Raw genomic sequence first — 20,655 nt, 5'->3', positions numbered from 1 at the left:
ACATGTCAGCCACAGTTGGAGAAACTCGGGCTAGTACCGAGAGCGGTGCGATGACGCACAGCGAAATTTTGAAAGTCCTCACCGGACTCATCGCGGCACTCTTTACCGCGCTGCTGAGCAGCACCATCGTCTCGACGGCTCTCCCGACCATCATCGGTGAATTGCACGGAACGCAGACGCAGTACGCCTGGATCATCACGGCGGCACTGCTCGCGACGGCCGCGTCGACGCCCATCTGGGGCAAATTGTCTGACCTCTTCAACAAGAAGTTGCTGGTCCAGACGTCGATCGTGATCTTCGTGGTCGGTTCCATCATCGCCGGCGCAGCGCATAACGTGCCGCTGCTTCTTGGAGCCCGCGTGATTCAGGGCATCGGCATGGGTGGTTTGACTGCCCTCGTCGTGGCCATCATCGGCTCCATCATTCCGCCGCGTGATCGTGGTCGGTACTCCGGCTACATGGGTGCTGCCATGGCTGTCTCGATGTCCGGTGGACCCGTTCTCGGCGGTGTCATCGTCGACACGGTCGGTTGGCGCTGGTGCTTCTACGTGTGTGTTCCGTTGGCAGTCATCGCACTGTTCCTCCTGCAGCGCACATTGCACATCGAGACCGAGAAGAAGGAAAACGTTTCCATCGACTGGTTGGGTGCCACCTTGCTCACCGCCGGTGTCAGCGTTCTGCTGATCTGGGTTTCCTTCGCCGGTCAGGATGACTACTACGCCTGGTTCTCGATGCAGTCGCTGTACTTCGTCTTCGGCGGACTTGCCTTGCTGGCTCTGACGATGTTCGTCGAATCCAAGGTCAAGGATCCGATCCTGCCGATCAAGATCATCACCGAGCGCACCACCGCGTTGGCAATCATCGCGTCGGTCGCAGTGGGTGTCGGCCTGTTCGGTGCGACGACCTTCCTGACGCAGTACTTCCAGACAGCTCGCGGTTTCGATCCGACGGCAGCCGGACTGCTCACCATCCCCATGGTGGCAGGCATGCTCGTCGCCTCGGTCGGCTCGGGTCAGATGATCACCAAATTCGGTCAGTGGAAGCCGTTCGTTGTTTCCGGCGCAGTGCTGCTGCTCATCGGTTTCGGTCTGCTCTCGACGATCGACCACGCGACCAACCTGTGGACCATCGGAATCTTCATGGCCATCGTCGGTTTGGGTACCGGCATGCTGATGCAGAACATCGTGCTCGCGGTCCAGAACACCGTCAGCGTCGAAAACATCGGCGCGGCAAGCAGTATCGTTGCGTTCTTCCGTACCTTCGGTGGTGCGATCGGCGTGTCGGTACTGGGTTCCATCCTGGCAAGTCGCGTCGGCACCCTGACCAAGGAATCCGTGTCCGCACTGCCGCCCGAGCAGCAGATGGTTGCAGGCAAGAGCTTGCAGGACGGACTCGACCTGAACAACATGCCCGACTTCGTCGGACAGATCGTTCGATTCGCGTACGGCGACGCAACGGGACGCATCTTCCTGGTCGCAGCCGTTGTTGCCATCGTCACCTTGGTAGCGGTTTCCTTCATCCCGAACCGGGCACTGCGGACCACGATCGACATCGTTGTACCCGAGGCGGACGAGGTCAACCTCGAAAAGTCGGCTTCACGCTGATCACGCCATAGACCATCGAACACGGATCGAGATCGTTTCCTCGATCTCACCGTGTTCGACGGCTAGCGGAGCAGAATCTGCCCGAGCCGCGGCAAATACACCGTGCACCGGGACCATCTGGTCGGCGCCATCGACAATCTCGAGGGTGTCGACCAGATTTTTCCGTGCCAGGGCCGCGAACTGTGCGGCTTTTGATTGTGCTGACGCCCAGGCAGATTCGCGGGCGAGCTCGGCCAGCGCCGTTCGATCCTCGAGGTCGAATGCCACGCTGTCGAGTCGGATCGCGTCGCCGGAGGCGGACACACAATCAGCGATAACGGCGGCGGGAGAATGCGAGCTGTTCGCACTCAACTCGCGCACTACTATTCGAAGTGTCGTCGACGCAGTGAAACCGGTGGTTTCTGCTCGGCCGCCGTCCACCCACTGAGTCTGCGGGTGGATGCTCAATCCTGTTGTCACGAGGTCGGCTCCGCGGATGCCGTGTGCGTGCAGTACGTCCGTCAATGCGGTCGAGTGCCTGGCCAGGGCACCGAACGCGTCGGCAACTGCCGGGTCTGTCACCGAGATGCCAATCGACAACCGGGCAATGTCGGGAGTGGCTGTTGCGCGGCCGATTCCACTGACCGTCACGCTGGTCGCGTCCGACTGTTCCGAATGAGTGAAGGTCATTGGGCTTCTCCGATCAGATGCGTCCTGCGCCGATAACACTGCGCAAGGTCATGTCGAGTTGTTCGTACGCGCCCGATGCCAGGCTCTCGAGCAGCGCAAGTTTGAGCTCCGGTGCCGCAGAGGTCAGTTCGTTGTACCGCGCAGTCGTGAGGACAGCCACAACCACAGTGGTGTCGGCCCGGACGTCGTTGAGGAAGCGGGAGTTCAGGAACATCGTCATCTCGCCGAACGTCATTCCGGCGGACAACGTCGCGATCCGGTGCGTGAGGCCTTGAACGTCGGTGAACGTCGTGCTGACCTGTCCTTGCAGAATCAAATAGAACCCTGACGCCGCATCACCGCGGCGGGCGATAGTTTCGCCCCTGGCATACGTTCGGCTCTCGAGCTGAGACACGAAGGCAGACACCTGTTTCGGTGACAGCGCGTCGAGGACGGGGTGATCCTCGATCGACATGCTCGCCGGCTGACGCTGCTGTGAGCAGTGGAGCGTCAGGAGAGCGTCCTCGCACCACGCCATCGCCGCGTCGAGGTCGGCAAAAACCCGTCCGCCGCGTTGCGCGGGATTGATGCTCGAACTTGCCTGTCCGAGAAGCCCGCTCGGATCCACCAATGCCACGGCGCAACCCTTGTCGGCCAGTTGGGTCCGCAGAGCCGTGATCATGCGAATCGCCACGTCGCTGGCGTCGTCGACCCGTCGTACGTCGATCACGACCACTTCGAGTCCTTCGTCCACCGAACCGATCTCGCGCACGGCGGACTCCGCGCCGGTGAACAGGAGATCGCCGTGCAGTTCGTAGATCCGGCTCCGCTTGCCGACGTCTTCGAGAACAGCCTGTTCGGTGGGTGTGCGCCTGACTCGGGAAGGAGCCTGAGTCACGTTATAGCGCGCGCGGATCGACGACCTCGACGCCCGCGTCACATGGAGGAAGTGAAGTTCCAACTCCTTGGACAGCGCCTTTGCCGCGGCCACACCACGAACGCTGTTTCCGTGAGCATCGAGTCTGGGGGAGTAGACGGCGATCCCGATCTGCCCGGGAAGAACTGCCAGGACGCCGCCGCCGACGCCACTCTTGGCGGGTAACCCCACTTCGACCAGCCACTTCCCGGCGCCGTCGTACATTCCACACGTCGACATGACGCTGAGGACCTGTTCGACGCCGACGGCGGTGAGTGCGCGCTCGCGGGTCAACGGATTGACGCCGTTGTTGGCCATCGTCGCGGCCATCAGGCTCAGGTCGCGGCACGTCACGTCGATGGAGCACTGACGGAAGTACAGGTCGACGGCGTCGTTGGGGTCGCCGGAGATCACATCGAACGAGCGCAGCATGTGTCCGATCGCGCGATTGCGATGTCCGGTGCGCGCTTCGGATTCGTAGACGGCTTCGTTGAACGGCAACTCCCGGCCTGCGTAACGCGAATATGCTGCGCGAATTCGTTCGAAGCGGGTTGCTTGATCTGCACCCGTCACCAGCGAGGCCGCGGTGATCGCGCCCGCGTTGATCATCGGATTCCGTGGTCGCTCGGTGAGGGGATCGAGGCTGATCTCGTTGAACGGCTCACCGGACGGTTCGACGTCGATCTTGGCGTCGACGGCCTCGGCACCGCGATCGGCGAGAGCGAGTGCGTACGTGAACGGCTTGGAGATCGACTGGATCGTGAATGGATGCCGGGAATCGCCGATTTCGTAGACGTATCCGTCGATGGTGGCGAGGCAGATCCCGAACGAATCGGGGGCGACGGCAGCAAGTTCGGGTATGTAGTCGGCGACTTCTCCGGCATCGAGTGATCGGACGTCGTCGAAGACTCGGGCGATCAGATCGTCAACCACGTTTCCCATAGGATGACTGTAGGCGGACGAGTTCCACAATTTGTGGTCGCCGAGCGGATGTCTACAAGACCGGCCATCCGTTTTGTCTGTGATTGCAGTCACGGACCGCCGCCCCGGTGGTGCTGTAACTCGAAGTTATAGGTGAATACCGCCGAGTCCGCGTGTCGGTTCGCTGAGTCGCTCCGTAGACTGACAGAACTGTCGTACAGACAGCCGCGGCGCGCACCGGTGCAGCTGTGAAGCACGGAAGGAGCGATCTCGTTGGGTGTTCTTGCCCGCATTCAAGGTCCTGACGATCTGCGTCAGTTGAGCCACGCCGAGGTTTCGGAGTTGGCTGACGAGATTCGTGAGTTCCTGGTGCAGAAGGTCGCTGCCACCGGTGGTCACCTCGGCCCCAATCTCGGGGTTGTCGAGCTGACCCTTGCCCTGCATCGAATTTTCGATTCTCCGCAAGATGCCATCATCTTCGACACTGGGCATCAGGCGTATGTCCACAAGATCCTGACCGGACGCAAGGATCAGTTCGAGACCTTGCGCAAGCAGGGTGGTTTGTCGGGATATCCCTGCCGGGCCGAAAGTGAGCACGACTGGGTCGAGTCCTCCCACGCGTCAGCTGCACTGTCTTATGCCGACGGTTTGGCAAAGGCGTTTGCGCTGACCGGTCAAGATCGACACGTTGTCGCCGTTGTCGGTGACGGTGCGCTCACCGGCGGTATGTGTTGGGAAGCCCTCAACAACATCGCGGCCGGCAAGGATCGCTCGGTGGTGATCGTCGTCAACGACAACGGTCGTTCGTACGCGCCCACCATCGGCGGACTCGCCGATCACCTTTCTGCGTTGCGTACCGCCCCGAGCTACGAGCGGGCCCTCGACAACGGTCGCAGGATGGTCAAGAAGCTTCCCTGGGTGGGTCGCGCTGCTTACTCGGTGCTGCACGGAATGAAAGCCGGTCTCAAGGACGCGGTCAGCCCGCAGGTCATGTTCACCGACCTCGGCATCAAGTACCTCGGCCCTGTCGACGGCCATGACGAGCAGGCCATGGAATCGGCGTTGCGCCGGGCCAAGGCATACGGCGGACCGGTGACCGTTCATGCCGTCACCCGCAAAGGCAACGGTTACGCGCACGCCGAGAACGACATCGCGGATCAGATGCACGCAACCGGGGTCATCGACCCCGTGACCGGTCGCTCCGACAAGACGCCGGCACTCGACTGGACATCAGTTTTCTCCGCCGAGTTGATCGAGCAGGCTTCGCGCCGCGAGGACATCGTGGCGATCACAGCCGCGATGGCCGGCCCGACAGGCCTGGCCGCGTTCGCGGAGGAGTTCCCCGACCGCATGTTCGACGTCGGTATCGCGGAGCAGCATGCGATGACGTCGGCAGCTGGATTGGCTCTCGGCGGATTGCACCCGGTGGTCGCTATTTACGCGACCTTCCTCAACCGTGCCTTCGATCAGCTGCTCATGGATGTTGCGCTCCTGAAGCAGCCGGTCACGGTAGTTCTCGACCGTGCCGGCGTCACCGGGGTCGACGGCGCCAGCCACAACGGTGTTTGGGACCTGTCCCTGCTCGGCATCATTCCCGGAATTCGTGTTGCGGCTCCACGTGACGCCGTCACGCTCCGTGAAGAATTGGACGAAGCACTCAAGGTCGACGACGGTCCCACAGTCGTCCGGTTCCCGAAAGGCGCTGTCCCCGAGGGGATTCCGGCGATCAAGCGGCTCGACGGAATTGACGTGCTTCGTGAATCCGACGGCGATCGCGGCGATGTGCTCCTCGTTGCCGTCGGACCATTTGCCTCCTTGGCCCTCGCGATCGCCGATCGTCTCGACAAGCAGGGCATCGCGGTGACTGTCGTCGATCCGCGTTGGGTTCTGCCCGTCTCGGACACGCTGGTCAAGATTGCCGACAAGTTCGCGCTGGTTGTCACCCTCGAAGACGGCGGGGTGCACGGCGGTATCGGATCGACGGTTTCCGCAGCGTTGCGGGCTGCGGGTGTTCACACCGCGTGCCGCGACATGGGTGTGCCGCAGCAGTTCCTGGATCACGCCTCCCGTGAAGCCATCCATCAGGAACTGGGTCTGACGGCGCAGGATCTGTCCCTGAAGATCACCGGTTGGGTGGCCAGCATGGGTGGCTCCGCGGTTCACGTTAACGGGGATGCGCCTGCACGTGGCGACGCCCCTGCCCAAGGCTGAGTAACGCTTCATACAGATCGGCACTGCTGGAAATTGCTTCCCAGCAGTGCCGATACGTATATGAGCTGGTGCTGCAATTACTGCACCGATTCGAGTGTGCTGCCTCGAGTTTCCTTTACGAATCTCAGCACCACGAACAGGGACAGCAGTGCCATTACCGCGTAGCCGCCGTAGGTGAGCGACAGATTCCAATCGGCCAGCGACGGGAAGGTCCAGGACACCAGGAAGTTGGCGACCCAGTTTGCTGCAGTGGCGAGACCGACTGCGGTGGCGCGCACACGGTTGGGGAACATCTCGGAGATGAGGACCCAGACGACCGGTCCCCATGACAGCGCGAAGAAGAACACAAACGCGTTTGCACCGATGAGGGCGATGGTGGCGTTGGCGCCGCTGAGTGTCGCGACGGATTCGCCGATCTCGTTCTTTGTCACTGTTGCCGAATGGAAACAGATAGCCGCGGTGCCGAGTGAGATTGCCATACCGGCGGAACCGACCAGCAGCAACGGCTTTCGCCCGACGCGGTCGATGACGGCAATCGCGACGAAGGTGCCGATGATGTTGACCAGCGCACTGACGACGCTGATCAGGAGCGAGCGGTCTGCGCCGAATCCGACGGCCTGCCACAGCGTGCTGGAGTAATAGAAGATGACGTTGATTCCGACCAGCTGCTGGAGTGCTGCCAAGGCGATGCCGAGCCAGACCAGGTACGAGACACCGAGGCGCTTCGAGAAAAGCTCACGCACAGTGGTTTTGGCCTGCTTGAGTTTGAGAGACTCGCGAATCTCGTTCATCCGGCCGGTGACTGCGTCGTGGTCGCCGCCTTCGAGGTCGGAGATGATCTTGCGTGCCCGATCATCCTTGCCTTGAGCGACGAGGAAGCGAGGAGATTCCGGGATCGTGGTGGTCATCACGAGATACAGAAGTGCAGGTACTGCCTCGAGCATCAGCATCCACTGCCAGGCTTCGAGGCCCGCGATCTGATTGCGCGCGCCACCGGCAGCGGCTTGCAGGGCGTAGTTGACCAACTGTGACACCGCAATTCCGAGCACGATGGCCAATTGATACATCGAACCGAGGCGGCCGCGGATAGCGGCCGGCGAGATCTCCGCGATGTATGCCGGCGCGATCACCGACGCAAAACCGACAGCGACGCCACCGACGATGCGCCAGAATGTCAGGTCGTAGACACTGAACGGAACGGCCGAACCGACGGCGCCGACAACAAAGAGCACTGCCGCGATCTGCATGACGCGGATGCGACCGAGTCGATCAGCAAGTGACCCCGCTATCCAAGCGCCCAAGGCTGCGCCGAGCAGGGTCAGGGACACGGTCAGGCCGGTGGCACCTGCGCCGATGTCGTATTTGTCGCGGATCGCTCCGACGGCTCCGTTGATGACAGCTGTGTCGTATCCGAACAGGAATCCGCCGAGCGCGGCAGCGCCGGCAAAGAGAACTGCATGTCCGACGGCGGCGCGTGTAGCGCCGGAACCGCCACTGTCGGTGGTACCGCTGAATGCCATTCCTGCCCCCTCCGGGCCAAGTGAACGATGCCCCGCTGCGTCGTCCGCGTGTAAAAGCACTCTGGACGCTACGCCCACCACGCGCGATTTGGCGGTTAGTCGAGTCTTGTTATCCACCTGAGTTGTTCGGGACATTCATCGGCGACGCCGATCACGCGTCAGGTTGATGCGATCCGTTCGGCCTTTGCGGCGAAGTCCGCGAGATCCGCAGCCATCATCTTTCGGGTGATTCGAACCCCGAGGCGTCCGAATACAGCACCGAGGACTTTGGACACGACCGACTGGGCTTCGGAAACACCGGCGAAGTTCATTTCGAGGAGCGTGCCGCCGGGTGCGGGCTTCAGCGTGAATCCGGACGTGTAGTCCATGCCATTCGAATGTGCTTTCACCACAGTGCGAATGGGCGCCTCGACCTCCACGACCCACATTTCCTCGGATGCTTCCTTGCCCATCAGCTTGCGGGTTTCACGCCACCTGGTGCCCACGGCGTACCCCTCACCGGCAAGGCGTTCGATACGAGTTACGCCGGTGAGGGTGTCGACCGCGCCGTCGAGGTCGGTGACGACCTTCCACACGGTGTCCACGGGTGCATTGACAACTCTGGTCACGGAAGTAGCAAGTTCAGGCATGCGCAGAGACTAGGTCGTGACACCGACAAGCGGGGGTTACTTACTGTCAGCCGGCGCGGTTGGCAGCTTCCGTCAACGACGGCGTTATCTGGTCGAGGACCCACGGGGTGCTCAGTACGTTGACGTTGCTGAGGCCGCCGATGACTCTGGTGTCGCTGAGGAAGACCGTCGATCCGCGCTTGACGGCGTCGAGTGCGCTGACCGCGGGAATGCTTGCCGGGTCGGTGGTTCCGTCGGTGAAGCCGACAATGACGTCGGCGTCGATGTCGGCGATGTTCTCGTAGGAGAGCGTCGTGAAGAACGATCCACCGGCATTGGCAGCGCCGAGCTTTTCGACGCCGGGAGCGTTGACAAACCCGAGTTCGTTCAACACCTGCACACGGGGATCTGTCGGGAGGTACACGTTGACGTTGCTGGCGTCGGTGTCGAAGTTGACGACGGCAATGGTTTTTCCGGCGTATTCGGGATGCGCAGCGGCGGTGTCGGCAAGAGTGGTGTCGAGGCCCTCGATCAATGCGTCGGCTTCGGTCGGCTTGCCTACGGCCTTCCCGACAATGCGTGTCTGGTCCTGCCAGGTTGTCTGCCACGCATCGCCGGGATAGGCAACAGTCGGCGCAATCTTGCTCAACTGTTCGTAGACCGACTTCTCGAATCCTTCGTATGGGGCAAGGATCGCGTCGGGAGTCAGGGAAGCGACAATTTCGACGGGCGGCTCGCCAGTGGCCGGCATGTCGAACAGCGTGGTCTTGTCAGCGTCGAAGTATTCCTGTGCCCACGGCATCACTCCGTTGTCGTCGGCCCCGTAGGTGTACTTGGGCTGTCCGACCGGAGTGAGACCGAGTGCGTACAGGATGTCCTGAGCGTTCCAGCCGAGGGTGACCAAACGTTCCGGTTGGGTTTCGATCGTGGTGGTGCCGAAGACGTTGTCGATGCTGACAGGGAAGCCCTCCGAGTTTGCCGGAGTAGACGAGGAGTCCGAATCGGACGAGCAGGCTACGAGTGCGGTGGCGGTGAGTGCAGCCAGACCCAGTGCTGCCCATCCGCGAACGGTAGGTTTCATGTAGGCAAGCCTAACCTGTTCCGGTGGCCGGAGGGCGACCTCTTCGGGATCAGTCGAACTGGCATCCACTCACCGGTACTCCATTGAAGCGATCGCGGAGGTAGTCGAATGCGTTGTTCGGGCCGAATCCGTCGATGATTTCCGGACCGAAGTGGTTAACAAAGGTTGTGCCGGGTGCGATCGGTGGCAGGTCGTTGGTTCTGAAGGTGACCGTGGCACCGCGTGAGCACCACGACTGCGCAAGGCTGCGAGCCTGGGAATAGGGGATGGTGTCGTCGTTGATTCCGCTGGTCACGAGAACTGGAGACGTAGGCGTCAGGTTGCCGACCTGTTGTTCATCGAGAATCGTTGCCGCTTCGGGGATCTCGTCCAAGTGTGCAAGGAGGGGCCGGCCGTCGACCGTCAGTGCGTCGGTGCGCATGAAGGGGTGTTTCACGATGATGTCGCCGACACATTCGGTGGACAGTTGACCAAGAAGCGCGCGCCCTTGCGGCGTGATTCGCTTGTCCAACGATGTATTCAGGTCGGGATAACGCGCGAGCAATCCGTTGATGTTGAATCCGACGACACCGCCGATCAGGTTGCCGTCGATCTGTCCGAGTACTGATCGCAGATCGGCTGGGGGAGCCCCTGCCCAGGTTCCTGCGAGATTGAGTTCCGGTGCGTAGCTCGGCTGGAGTTCGGCCGCTGCTGCAGTCGCTCCGCCGCCCTGCGAGTATCCCCAGAAAGCCAAGGGAGTGTCGGAGCCGGTTCCACTGAGAATGTTCGCCGCCCGGGCAGCGTCGAGCATTGCGTGTGCTTCTTCGATTCGATTGACGTAGGTGTGAACGCCGGGGGTGCCCAGACCGATGTAGTCGGTGACAAAAACGCGGGCCCCCAATGCATTCCACGTTCCGGCGGAGAACAGCTCCTGATTGGCGGACATCGACAGCGGATCGGTCTGGATCAGCAGAGCGTCGGGAAAGGCACGCGATGGTGCGCACTGGTCGCCCTGGCCCATTGTGCCCGGTCCGATGACAACAGTGGGTCGCTCGCCGGTGCCTTGCCACGGCTTCGACGAGTCGATGTAGGTGCCCGTCACCGCGGCGGGCGTGCCGTCCTGTAATCGTGATGTGTACATGACTCGTTGCGCCGGCGCGGGCCACGGACCGTTGTAGTCGGGTAGTGATGCCCGCAGGGTCATCGGTTCGGTGCGAATGACACTTCCGGGACCTGTCGGGAAATTCGCCGGCGGTTGATAAAACTCCGGGATCGCCGGAGCGGCAGCGGCCGGGTTGATCGCGGTGACGGTGCAGAGCGTCGTTGCGACGACGGACATGCCGACCACTGTGGCCATCCGGAGTCGTCGAGTGAGCGTGCGCCGAAATTCTGCGGACAACTTCTTCATGGAAGCCTCTCGATGCGTGTCGACGACAGCGCACGAGTTGCTGCGATCGACAGAAAGAAGTGTGAAAGACGGTCCTCGGCAGAGTCCCGCGTGCCGGATCGGAACGCCGTACGCATAGGTGCGGCAATCGATCTCGGCAGTGCTCGGAAAGTGTGGTGCGGAGCTCACCCCTATGAGCTACCGGCGAGTAACAACATAGCCGATAATTTCGTGAACTGGGTCACGAACGTGTGATTTCGCCCGAAAATCTTCACGAATGGTTCGAAAATCGTCGTGACCTGCGGCCTTGTTGCAATCCTGGTTTGGGTGAATCGGGTAGTAATAGGCGATAATTGTCCGGTGCGGTCGCAGCAGAAGATCTTGAACGCCACGCTTCGACTGATCGAGGGTGGCGGGTTCGAGGCCGTCAACATGGCGGCGATCGCTCATGAAGCCGGTGTGTCGCGCCAGACTGTGTACTCCAACTTCGGGTCCCGTGAAGAAGTGGTGTCGAAGGCGATGTCCGATCTTACTGTCGAGATGTTGAGTGGTATCAAGGCTCGACTGGCTACTGTGGAGAGCGCCTGCGAATACGTCGTCGAATTCATCGTGGCGTCGCGGGCCGAGGTGCGGGCTCACCCAGTGCTGACGACGTTGTTGCTCGCAGAACGGGGTGATCCGGTGTTCTCGGCGGAGATGATGGTACGTGCCAAACCTGTTGCACACGAGTTTCTTTCACCCATTGTCGAGCGAGGGCTCGCAACCGAGGAGGAGTTGGACGGCATCATCGAAATTGCCGTTCGACTGGGTTTGTCGGTCATCGCGTTCGACAGTGAGTCCATCCACTCCGACGACGATTTACGAACCTTTCTCACCCGTTGGCTTCAACCCGCAATGGGTTCCACAGCCTAGATATCAGCCTTCTCTTCAACTTTTCTTGACACTTTTCCGGTAAGTGTCTAGTTTTGGACTCGCTCGGTTGTTTTGTCCATACGGAACTAGGCACTTCCCCCTGATTTCTGGTGCCCCGTGAGTTTTCGCCGCCGGCACATCGGCGATTCACCAAGGGAGCACAGCTATGTCTGCACTGAAACGGCGAGCCTTTCTGTCCGGAGCCGCCGCGGCAATGGCCGCAGTGGCGATACCGAGTGTTGCTCGGGCCGGTACCTCTGCCAGAACCGTCGGGGTGCCACTCACCCGCGAAGAACACCGCGTTGTCGTGATCGGTTCGGGATTCGGTGGCGGCGTGACCGCGCTTCGTCTGGCCGAGGCGGGCGTTCCGGTTACGGTGCTGGAGAGGGGAATTCGGTGGCCGTCGGGTCCCAATGCCGAGACATTTCCCCATCCGGCCAGTCCTGACAAACGGATCCTGTGGCACCAGTCCAGTCCGACGCTCTTCGGGAGACCAGTTGCTTTCGAGCCGTACGTCGGGTTGCTGGAGACGGTGTCCGGGGAGAACATGACATCGATCTGCGCGGCCGGCGTTGGCGGTGGATCGTTGGTGTATCAGGGTATGACGCTGCAACCTGCCGAATCCGTCTTCAACGAGCACTTTCCCGAGCAGTTGGACTACGCGACGATGGACCGCGTCCACTATCAGCGCGTGGCATCCATGCTGCAACTCGCAGTAGCGCCGGACGAGTTGGTTGCGAGTCCGAATTACGAGGCAGCCCGTGTATTCGCCCGCAATGCAACGCGTTCCGGGCTTCCGGTGTCCAAAATCCCGATGCCGATAGACTGGGACTTTGCGCTGGCCGAACTGCGCGGTGAGATGAAAGCCTCGTACACCAACGGCGACGGCGCACTCGGCGTGAACAACGGCGGCAAGCACTCGGTGGACGTCACCTACATCGCTGCCGCAGAAGCCACAGGATTGGTGAAAGTCGAGACGTTGCACCAGGTTACCGACGTCGAGCGCGCGGAAGACGGCCGGTGGCGGGTATATGTGAACCGCACCGACACAGCCGGTCAGGTGCTCGAGAACAAGATCCTGACGACAAAGGCACTGGTCATGGCCGCGGGCAGCGCCAACACGACCAAGTTGCTCGTGCGGGCCGGTGCGCAGGGGCGGATTCCCGATCTGCCCGGCGAGTTGGGCGGCGGCTGGGGCACCAATGCCGACCGCATCTACATCTGGTCCGACCCCACTGAGAATTTCGGTAGCACCCAAGGCGGCCCGGTTGTCTACGGAAGCCGGAACTGGGACGACCCGGATTCGGCGTTCACCCTCATTCAGGCGTCGTTCCCGCCGGTGCCGTTCGATGCGCACAGCACGGTAATGGTCGGATTCGGTGTCAGTAGAGACCGAGGCCGGTTTGTGTACGACTCCGCGCGGGACGAGGCAGTGCTCCGTTGGCCGAAGGACGGCGACTCTGCTATCCAGCTAGGCCACATCGGGCCGGCCGCCCACAAGATCGCCGGGAACACCGGCATCCTCACCGACACGAATGCGCTGCTGTCGTCGACGTGGCATCCGCTCGGCGGCGCATGCATGGGAACGGTCTGCGATCTCGAAGGTCGCGTGCAGGGCCAGCGCGGACTGTACGTGCTTGACGGTGCCTTGATGCCGGGTAATGCTGCTGCGTGCAATCCGTCGATGACTATCGCTGCCGTGGCGGAGCGGGCACTCGACTACATTGTGAAAGAGGATGTCGGAACAGTGTTTTGAGCTGCCGCACAGTGTGAACTATCGCGAACGGCGCACCCGGAAAATTCGAGTGCGCCGTTCGGCTTCGTCAGAGCGAGAGAATCAGATGCTTGCAACACCAGGCGCGAGGAAGCGCTTGCCGTTGACGGCCTCGGAGGTGCCGGTGCGGTCCAGGTACGGCGTGATGCCACCGTTCCAGAATCCGAATCCGCCGCCGAGCAGCAGGCAGAGGTCGATGTCCTCGGCTGCGGCTACGACGCCTTCGTCGAGCATGATCTGGATTTCCTCGGCGAAGGCACGGCGTGTGCGCTCGAGTACTTCTTCCGAGGTGGACACCTTGTCGCCTCGAGGCCACAGCGCGGCAACCTCAGGATCGACAGCTTGGCCGTTCTCGCCCCAGGTCCAGACGCCGGGCTTGCGGGCTTCGACGAGTGCTTCGAGACCGGGCGAGCTCTTGAACCGGTCTGGGTACGACGCCTGCAGGGTCTCGCCGGTGTGCAGTGCAACTGCGGGTCCGACGAGGGCCAGCAGGGTGAACGGCGACATCGGCATACCGAGTTCGGCGATGGCATTGTCCGCGACGTCGAAGGGGGTGCCTTCGTCGACGGCGGACATGACCTCACCCAAGGTGCGGGTGACGAGGCGGTTGAAGACGAAGCCGGCCTTGTCGCCGCAGAGGACGGCGGACTTCTTCAGCGACTTCGCGGTGGCGAAAGCCGTTGCGAGCGTGGCGTCGTCGGTCTTCTCACCCTTGATGATCTCGAGGAGGGGAAGTACGGCAACCGGGTTGAAGAAGTGGAAGCCGACCACACGCTCGGGATGCTTGAGGCCGGACGCCATCTCCGTGATGGAGAGCGAAGACGTGTTGGTGGCGAGGATGGTTTCGGGAGCGATGAACTGCTCGAGTTCCGCGAAGACCTTCTTCTTGACGTCCATGTTCTCGAAGACGGCTTCGATGACGAAGTCGGTCTTGGCAAACGCGGCCTTGTCGAGTGAGCCGGAGACGAGGGCCTTGAGACGGTTCGCGGCGTCGGGGGACAGGCGCCCCTTGCCGAGGAGCTTGTCGATTTCGGTGTGGACGTAGCCGACACCCTTGTCGATGCGCTCCTGGTCGATATCGGTCAGAATGACCGGCACCTTGAGCTGGCGGACGAACAGCAGCGCGAGCTGGCTGGCCATGAGACCGGCACCGACGATGCCCACGCCGTTGACCTTGCGGGCCAGCGAACGGTCGGGCGCTCCGGCGGGACGCTTGGCGCGCTTGTTCACCAGATCGAATGCGTACAGGCCGGCGCGGAGCTCGTCGGTCAGGAGGAGATCGGCAAGTGCCTCGTCCTCGGCCGCAAAGCCCTTGTCGAGCGAAGCCGCATCCGTGATGTCGGTGGTGCGAGCCAGTTCGAGCAGCTCGACAGCCTTGACGGCGCCGGGAGCGTTGCCCTTGGTCTTACCGTCGACGATGGCCTTCGCACGGGCAATCGCGTCGTCCCAGCCCTGGCCACGATCGATCTCGGGGCGAGCGGGAGTGACGGTACCGGCCAGAACCTGCGCGGCCCAGGCGAGTGACTGCTCGATGAAGTCGGCGGAATCGAGAACGACGTCGACGACGCCGAGTTCGAGTGCCTTCTTGGGGGAGAGCACCTTGTTCTGGTTGAGCGAGTTCTCGATCACCACGGTCACGGCGTTGGACGGGCCGACGAGGTTGGGGAGCAACTGCGTGCCACCCCATCCGGGGACCAGGCCGAGGAACGCTTCAGGCAGGCCGAGGGCACCGGCGTTGGCCGCAACGGTTCGGTAGTGGCTGTGCAGGCCGACCTCGAGGCCGCCGCCAAGGGCGACGCCGTTGATGAAGGCGAACGTGGGAACGGAGGACTCACGCAGGCGTCGGAACACCTTGTGGCCCAAGCGGCCAAGCTCGAGTCCCTGCTCACGTGAGGTGATCGCGGGAACACCCTTGAGGTCCGCACCGGCGGCGAAGATGAACGGCTTTCCGGTGACGGCGACGGCCACCGGGTTCGCGGCAAAAGCTTCGTCCAGTGCGGCGTCGAAGGATGCGAGCCCGCCGGGGCCGAAGGACGACGGCTTGGTGTGGTCGAAGCCGTTGTCGAGGGTGATCAGTGCAAACGGGCCCTCGATGCCGGGGACCGAGATGATCTTGGTGTACGCGTTCGTCACGACCTCGTCGGCGAATGCTGTTGCAATATCAGACATTTAGTTAACTCCTGCCTGGTAGTCAGCGTGGTTCGGGTTCTCCCAGATGACGGTGCCGCCCATGCCGAGGCCGATGCACATGGTGGTCAAGCCGTAGCGCACGTCGGGACGTGTCGCGAACTGGCGGGAGAGTTGCGTCATCAGGCGCACGCCCGACGAGGCGAGGGGGTGGCCACACGCGATGGCGCCGCCCCACTGGTTGACGCGGGGGTCGTCGTCGGCGATGCCGTAGTGCTCGAGGAACGCGAGAACCTGAACCGCGAACGCTTCGTTGATCTCGAAAAGTCCGATGTCCTCGATCTTCAGACCGGTGCGTGCCAGAAGCTTCTCGGTGGCGGGGACCGGTCCGATACCCATGACCGCGGGGTCGACGCCCTGGTAGGCAAAGCCGACCATGCGCATGCCGACGGGCAGTCCGAGCTCCGCTGCGGTGTCTTCACCGGCGAGAAGTGCTGCCGTGGCGCCGTCGTTGAGGCCTGCGGCGTTACCGGCGGTGATGCGCCCGGCGGGGCGGAACGGTGCTTTGAGCTTCGCGAGGTCTTCGACGGTAGTTCCGGGGCGCGGCGGCTCGTCCTCGGTGGCGAGGCCCCAACCGGCTGCACTGCGGGTCGCGACGGGAACCAGCGTGTCGGCGATGAAGCCGGCCTTCTTGGCAGCATCGTACTTGTTCTGGCTGTTCACGGCGTAGGCGTCCGTGCGGTCTTTGGTGATGGTCGGGAACCGGTCGTGCAGGTTCTCGGCGGTGTTACCCATCACGAGTGCGCTCGGGTCGACCAGACGGTCGGCGAGGAAGCGCGGGTTGGGGTCTGCGCCCTCACCCATCGGGTGGTGGCCCATGTGCTCGACGCCACCGGCGACAACAACGTCGTACTGGCCGAAGCCGATGCCCGACGCGGTGGTAGTGACGGCGGTCATCGCGCCGGCGCACATGCGGTCGATGGCAAATCCGGGGACGGTTTCGGGCAGGCCGGCGAGGATCGCGGCGGTGCGGCCGATGGTCAGTCCCTGGTCACCGGTCTGAGTGGTGGCAGCGATCGCCACTTCGTCGATCCGCGCGGGATCCAGCTGCGGGTTGCGACGAAGCAGTTCGCGGATGGCTTTGACGACCAGGTCGTCTGCACGCGTCTCGGCGTACATGCCCTTGGGGCCTGCCTTGCCGAACGGGGTGCGAATGCCGTCGACAAAGACGACGTTGCGTTGGTTGTGTGTGGATGGAGCCACGCGAATTCCTCCTGATGGAGATGCCCACCACGCGCTGGGCGGATGGGACTTACGGTTCGGCAATCACGGCCAAGCGTCCGGCCTTGTAACAAGCGTACTACTGCCCATTACTCACCGGTAACTTAACGGGTCGAATTGCTCCACCCACACCCGCAACCCCGTCAGGATTCGCCGGTTGCCGCTGCTTCCTCCTCGGCTGCGACCGCGTCGTCCTCTGCCGGAACTACCGAGTTCAGCGCCTCGGCGAGGACCGGCACGGTCAAGGTGCGCTGCCACAATCGGGCGCCGCCGGACGTGAGCTTCGTCTCGATCGCAGCCGTGACCACGGCGATGTCCGATCCCGGCTCGATTGTCCAGTCCCAGCACAGACGACGCACCAGCTCCGGTTGCAGCAGATTTTCGACGGGGACCGATACCTCGGAACTGAGATCCGACAAGGCTGCGCGGGCTGCGGTCAGTCGATCGGCGGCTTCGGGATCCTGACGCGCCCACCGTCCGGGAGCTGGCGGGCCGATGTTCGGTGGAGTCTTCGGGGGAAGCTCGCTGTCCGGCAGGGACCGAGCTGATTCCAATGCAGTCATCCAGATTCGTGAATAGCGTCGTTGCCTCGGTCCGCCGAACACGGGCAGCGACCGCAGCGCATCCATCGACCGGGGATCCTTGAGCGCCGCGTCGATGATCGCCGAATCCGGCAGCACTCGGCTGGGAGACACGTCGCGCTTACGTGCGAGATCTTCACGCGCCTGCCACAGCGCCCGGACCGCAGCCAATTGGCGAGTGGTCTTCAGTGACGTGATGTGCGACGTGCGGCGCCAGCGATCCGGCTTCGGCTTCGGCGGGCCGGCAAGTCGAATGTGCTCGAATTCTTCTTTCGCCCAATCCAATTTGCCTTGTGCACGCAGTTCGGCTTCCATGGCGTCGCGCAATTCCAGCAGCACTTCGACGTCGAGCGCGGCGTAGTTCAGCCATGGTGCCGGCAGTGGCCGTGTCGACCAGTCGGCGGCGCCGTGGCCCTTGCGAAGCTCGACATGCAACGTGCGTTCCACGATCGCGGCCAGACCGACCCGTTCGAATCCGGCCAGTCGGCCCGCCAATTCAGTGTCGAAAAGTACAGCCGGATACAACCCCAACTCGGCCAGTCCGGGCAGATCCTGATCTGCGGAATGCAGAACCCACTCCAGAGGGTTGATCGCCTCGGCCAGCGGTGCCATGTCCGCGGCGGTGGGGATCGGATCGATCAGAAACGAGCCGGCGCCCTCACGTCTGAGCTGAATCAGATACGCACGGGCGGAGTACCGGAATCCCGACGCACGCTCGGCGTCAACAGCCAAAGGCCCGGTGCCCGCTGTCAATTCAGCGGCAGCCTTCGCGATCCCGTCTGCGGTGGTGATGACATCAGGCACACCGTCACGCGGCACCAGGAGTGGTTCGACATCGGACGTGGGCTCGGTTGCATCATCGGTGACTTCGGACATGATCGATAACTCTACGTCGCAGAAGGCGTCGTAGTTGCGCAACCTTCCCCGTCACTTTCTTCGTCGCCTTTCTCGGCTGCTCCCAGGAGTTCGTCGAGCGCCAGGGCGAATCCTTGCGCGAGTTCGTGCAATTGGGGTGCCAGGTCCGTGCAACTGACAATGCCCACATCTACTTTGCCGTCGAGCGACATCACCGTCACATTGAGTCCGGCGCCGTGAAAGATGGGTCCCAGTGGGAACATTCCCGTAATGCGTGCGCCCAGGAAGTACAGCGGAACCGGCGGGCCGGGAACGTTCGACACCACGAGATTCGACACGACGGGGTGCCGTTCTGCGAGCTTGAGTGAGGAGTAGACGCGCATTGCGGCGCCGAAAACTGCCGGCGACGCAAATTGTGACCAGTCTTGAAGCATGTTTGCGCCCAACGCCTCGTTATGGTTTTTCGAGGTCGCGTTGTATTCGCTGATCGCGCGCAAGCGGTCGAGTGGGTCGACGATCTGGGTGCCCAGTTGCGTGAACATACCGGAGATCTGGTTTGTGCCGGCGCGGTCGGATTTCCCGTGAACCGACACGGGAACCATCGCGACCAACGAATCCTCGGGAAGCTCGCCGCGCTCCTCGAGGTAGTTGCGCAGCGCTCCGGCGCACAGCGCAAGAACGACATCGTTGACCTTGACGCCGTGACGGTCCTTCACGGCTTTCACTTTGGCCAGGTCGAGCTGGGCGAAGGCAATATTGCGATGACCGGTGATGGCGCCGTTGAACGACGTTCGAGGGGCGGTGAACGGCGCAGGCATCGCTCTGCCTTTGCGCGCGCGGGTCACCCATTTGGGCAGCAACGCGATACCGCCGGGGACGAGGCGCGCCAGCCGCGCAGGCCTGGAAATTACGGCGAGGAGGCCGCCGACAGCGATGTCGAGTGTGCCGGCGTCACCGGCGCTCTCGGTTGTGGTGTCTACCAGTGCGGGGGATTCCGGTTCCAGACTGCACAGTTGAGCCAGGATGTTGGCACCGGTAATGCCGTCAGCGGCACTGTGATGGATCTTCGACATGACGGCGATGGTTCCGTCGGCAAGTCCTTCGATGACCCACATTTCCCACAGCGGACGGGAACGGTCCAACGGTTGGCTCGCGATATGTCCGGCAAGTTCTGCCAGCTCGTCGTGGCCACCTGGCGCCGGTACCGATGTGCGATGGCAGTGTCGTTCGATATCGAAGTCGTGGTCGTCCACCCAGACGGGGTAGTCGAGGTTCAAGCGTGAATCTTTCAGCTTGCGCCGGAACGTCGGCATCGCTGCCATGCGGGAGTCCAACTCGCCGAGTAGTGATCGGTAGCGGTAACCGCCCGGGATGGTCGACGGGTCCAGTATCACCAGGCCGCAGACGTGGAGTAGCTGTGTCGACGTTTCCAGGTACAGGAAGGTGGCATCAAGTCCGCTGAGACGCTGCATCTACCGATTTTAGAACGGGTTCTAGTTAGATTTTGGTGGAATGATCAAACCGGCGTTGGGGATCAGTCGTTCTTTCGCGACAATTCTGTTACCCCGGCGGGTGGTAGGCCCGCGGCGTAGGCCAGCACTTCGCAGAATGCCTCGACGTGATGTCCCAATTCCGTTGACGTGGCAGTCCAGGAGGCCCGCAGTTCCAGTTGATGCGCCCGCGGAGGCCCCGCGATGTCGCCGTAGCGAACCGACGTTGTTGCCGTGACCGTGCCGCCGAGCGCTACAAACGGAGCGCTGCCGGCTTCGAGGGCGTCCACCAGCCAACTCCACGCAACTTCGGGCAATAGTGGATCAGCGGCAAGTGATTCGTCGAGATCGGCCTGGATGTAGGCGACCAGACGCATGGTGCCGTTCCAGGCTTCGTCCCCGTCGGGGTCGAAAAGCAAGATGAGTCGACCGAAGGCATCACCTTCCGATTGCTCGGACACGGTGTCCGATTCGGGGTGAAGCACCTCGGCGCCGATTGCGTGGCTGTACGGGGCAAGTCGTTGTGGCGGGCGTATCGGACCGACTTCGATCTCGGACCGGACCTGTGCTGAGCCCATTGCGGCGATTGCGGCACGGAATTCGGCCGGGTCAGCGGTGGATCCGGAAGTTGTCACAGGTCAGGACGTTAGTCGGGGAAAAGGTCCCTGAGGTGGAGGCGCGCCGATCAACTGTGACGTGCTCCGCACAGATAAGTGTGAGCACCGTCACGAAATGTGACGTGGACTTTTCTGCGCGCCGA

At 62.4% G+C, this 20,655-nt stretch carries 15 protein-coding genes; 4 read left to right on the top strand and 11 right to left on the bottom strand.

Going from position 1 to position 20,655, the window contains the following annotated elements:
* Positions 1-2: 2 nt before the first annotated feature.
* Complete coding sequence (locus R4P64_RS26905; protein ID WP_052683516.1) at positions 3-1,604, top strand: MDR family MFS transporter; 1,602 nt, start codon at positions 3-5, stop codon at positions 1,602-1,604.
* Here R4P64_RS26905 and R4P64_RS26900 read toward each other — a convergent pair whose 3' ends face one another.
* Together R4P64_RS26900 and glsA are read right to left on the bottom strand one after the other, a co-directional pair.
* Entirely contained in the window at positions 1,605-2,273 is a 669-nt protein-coding gene (locus R4P64_RS26900; protein ID WP_317823360.1) for an SIMPL domain-containing protein, read from the bottom strand. It abuts the gene before it with no gap.
* 13 nt (positions 2,274-2,286) lie between these two features.
* Positions 2,287-4,110: a glutaminase A gene (gene glsA, locus R4P64_RS26895; protein WP_317823358.1), complete on the bottom strand. Its 1,824-nt coding sequence runs from the start codon at positions 4,108-4,110 to the stop codon at positions 2,287-2,289.
* A gap of 252 nt (positions 4,111-4,362) precedes the next feature.
* On the opposite strand from glsA, the gene dxs reads away from it, so the two are divergent.
* Positions 4,363-6,300: a 1-deoxy-D-xylulose-5-phosphate synthase gene (gene dxs, locus R4P64_RS26890; RefSeq protein ID WP_317823356.1), complete on the top strand. Its 1,938-nt coding sequence runs from the start codon at positions 4,363-4,365 to the stop codon at positions 6,298-6,300.
* A 77-nt stretch (positions 6,301-6,377) separates the two neighbouring features.
* Here the strand turns inward: dxs and R4P64_RS26885 are convergent, their stop codons facing one another.
* The 4 genes from R4P64_RS26885 to R4P64_RS26870 all read right to left on the bottom strand — a co-directional run bounded on the left by R4P64_RS26885 (position 6,378) and on the right by R4P64_RS26870 (position 10,896).
* Positions 6,378-7,820 (bottom strand): sugar porter family MFS transporter, encoded by a 1,443-nt coding sequence (locus R4P64_RS26885; protein WP_317823354.1) that lies wholly within the window; start codon positions 7,818-7,820, stop codon positions 6,378-6,380.
* Positions 7,821-7,978: 158 nt separating this feature from the next.
* Positions 7,979-8,449, bottom strand: a complete 471-nt coding sequence (locus R4P64_RS26880; protein ID WP_317823352.1) for an SRPBCC family protein — start codon at positions 8,447-8,449, stop codon at positions 7,979-7,981.
* 46 nt (positions 8,450-8,495) lie between these two features.
* On the bottom strand, positions 8,496-9,509 hold the full coding sequence (locus R4P64_RS26875) for an iron-siderophore ABC transporter substrate-binding protein (protein WP_317823350.1): 1,014 nt from the start codon (positions 9,507-9,509) through the stop codon (positions 8,496-8,498).
* 49 nt (positions 9,510-9,558) lie between these two features.
* On the bottom strand, positions 9,559-10,896 hold the full coding sequence (locus R4P64_RS26870) for a lipase family protein (protein WP_411742710.1): 1,338 nt from the start codon (positions 10,894-10,896) through the stop codon (positions 9,559-9,561).
* Between the two features lie 339 nt (positions 10,897-11,235).
* Here R4P64_RS26870 and R4P64_RS26865 point away from each other — a divergent pair, with 339 nt between their 5' ends.
* Both R4P64_RS26865 and R4P64_RS26860 read left to right on the top strand, forming a co-directional pair.
* Positions 11,236-11,787 (top strand): TetR/AcrR family transcriptional regulator, encoded by a 552-nt coding sequence (locus R4P64_RS26865; protein WP_033234761.1) that lies wholly within the window; start codon positions 11,236-11,238, stop codon positions 11,785-11,787.
* A 166-nt stretch (positions 11,788-11,953) separates the two neighbouring features.
* Positions 11,954-13,543, top strand: a complete 1,590-nt coding sequence (locus R4P64_RS26860; RefSeq protein WP_317823347.1) for a GMC oxidoreductase — start codon at positions 11,954-11,956, stop codon at positions 13,541-13,543.
* An 81-nt stretch (positions 13,544-13,624) separates the two neighbouring features.
* On the opposite strand, the gene R4P64_RS26855 is transcribed toward R4P64_RS26860, so the two are convergent.
* From R4P64_RS26855 to R4P64_RS26835, 5 genes are all read right to left on the bottom strand, one after another.
* Positions 13,625-15,730: a 3-hydroxyacyl-CoA dehydrogenase NAD-binding domain-containing protein gene (locus tag R4P64_RS26855; RefSeq protein WP_317823345.1), complete on the bottom strand. Its 2,106-nt coding sequence runs from the start codon at positions 15,728-15,730 to the stop codon at positions 13,625-13,627.
* Positions 15,731-16,951, bottom strand: a complete 1,221-nt coding sequence (locus tag R4P64_RS26850) for a thiolase family protein (protein ID WP_033234758.1) — start codon at positions 16,949-16,951, stop codon at positions 15,731-15,733.
* Between the two features lie 161 nt (positions 16,952-17,112).
* Complete coding sequence (locus R4P64_RS26845) at positions 17,113-18,426, bottom strand: ribonuclease D (protein ID WP_045067965.1); 1,314 nt, start codon at positions 18,424-18,426, stop codon at positions 17,113-17,115.
* Positions 18,427-18,437: 11 nt separating this feature from the next.
* Positions 18,438-19,877 carry a WS/DGAT/MGAT family O-acyltransferase gene (locus tag R4P64_RS26840; RefSeq protein ID WP_141485947.1) on the bottom strand — a complete coding sequence of 480 codons (1,440 nt, stop codon included), beginning with the start codon at positions 19,875-19,877 and terminating at the stop codon, positions 18,438-18,440.
* Positions 19,878-19,939: 62 nt separating this feature from the next.
* Entirely contained in the window at positions 19,940-20,530 is a 591-nt protein-coding gene (locus R4P64_RS26835; RefSeq protein ID WP_045067451.1) for a DUF3000 domain-containing protein, read from the bottom strand.
* Positions 20,531-20,655: the final 125 nt, after the last annotated feature.

The sequence above is a fragment of the Rhodococcus sp. IEGM 1366 genome, from assembly GCF_033142425.1.
Classification (GTDB): domain Bacteria; phylum Actinomycetota; class Actinomycetes; order Mycobacteriales; family Mycobacteriaceae; genus Rhodococcus_F; species Rhodococcus_F globerula.
This window is presented reverse-complemented; position numbering and strand designations above follow the sequence as displayed.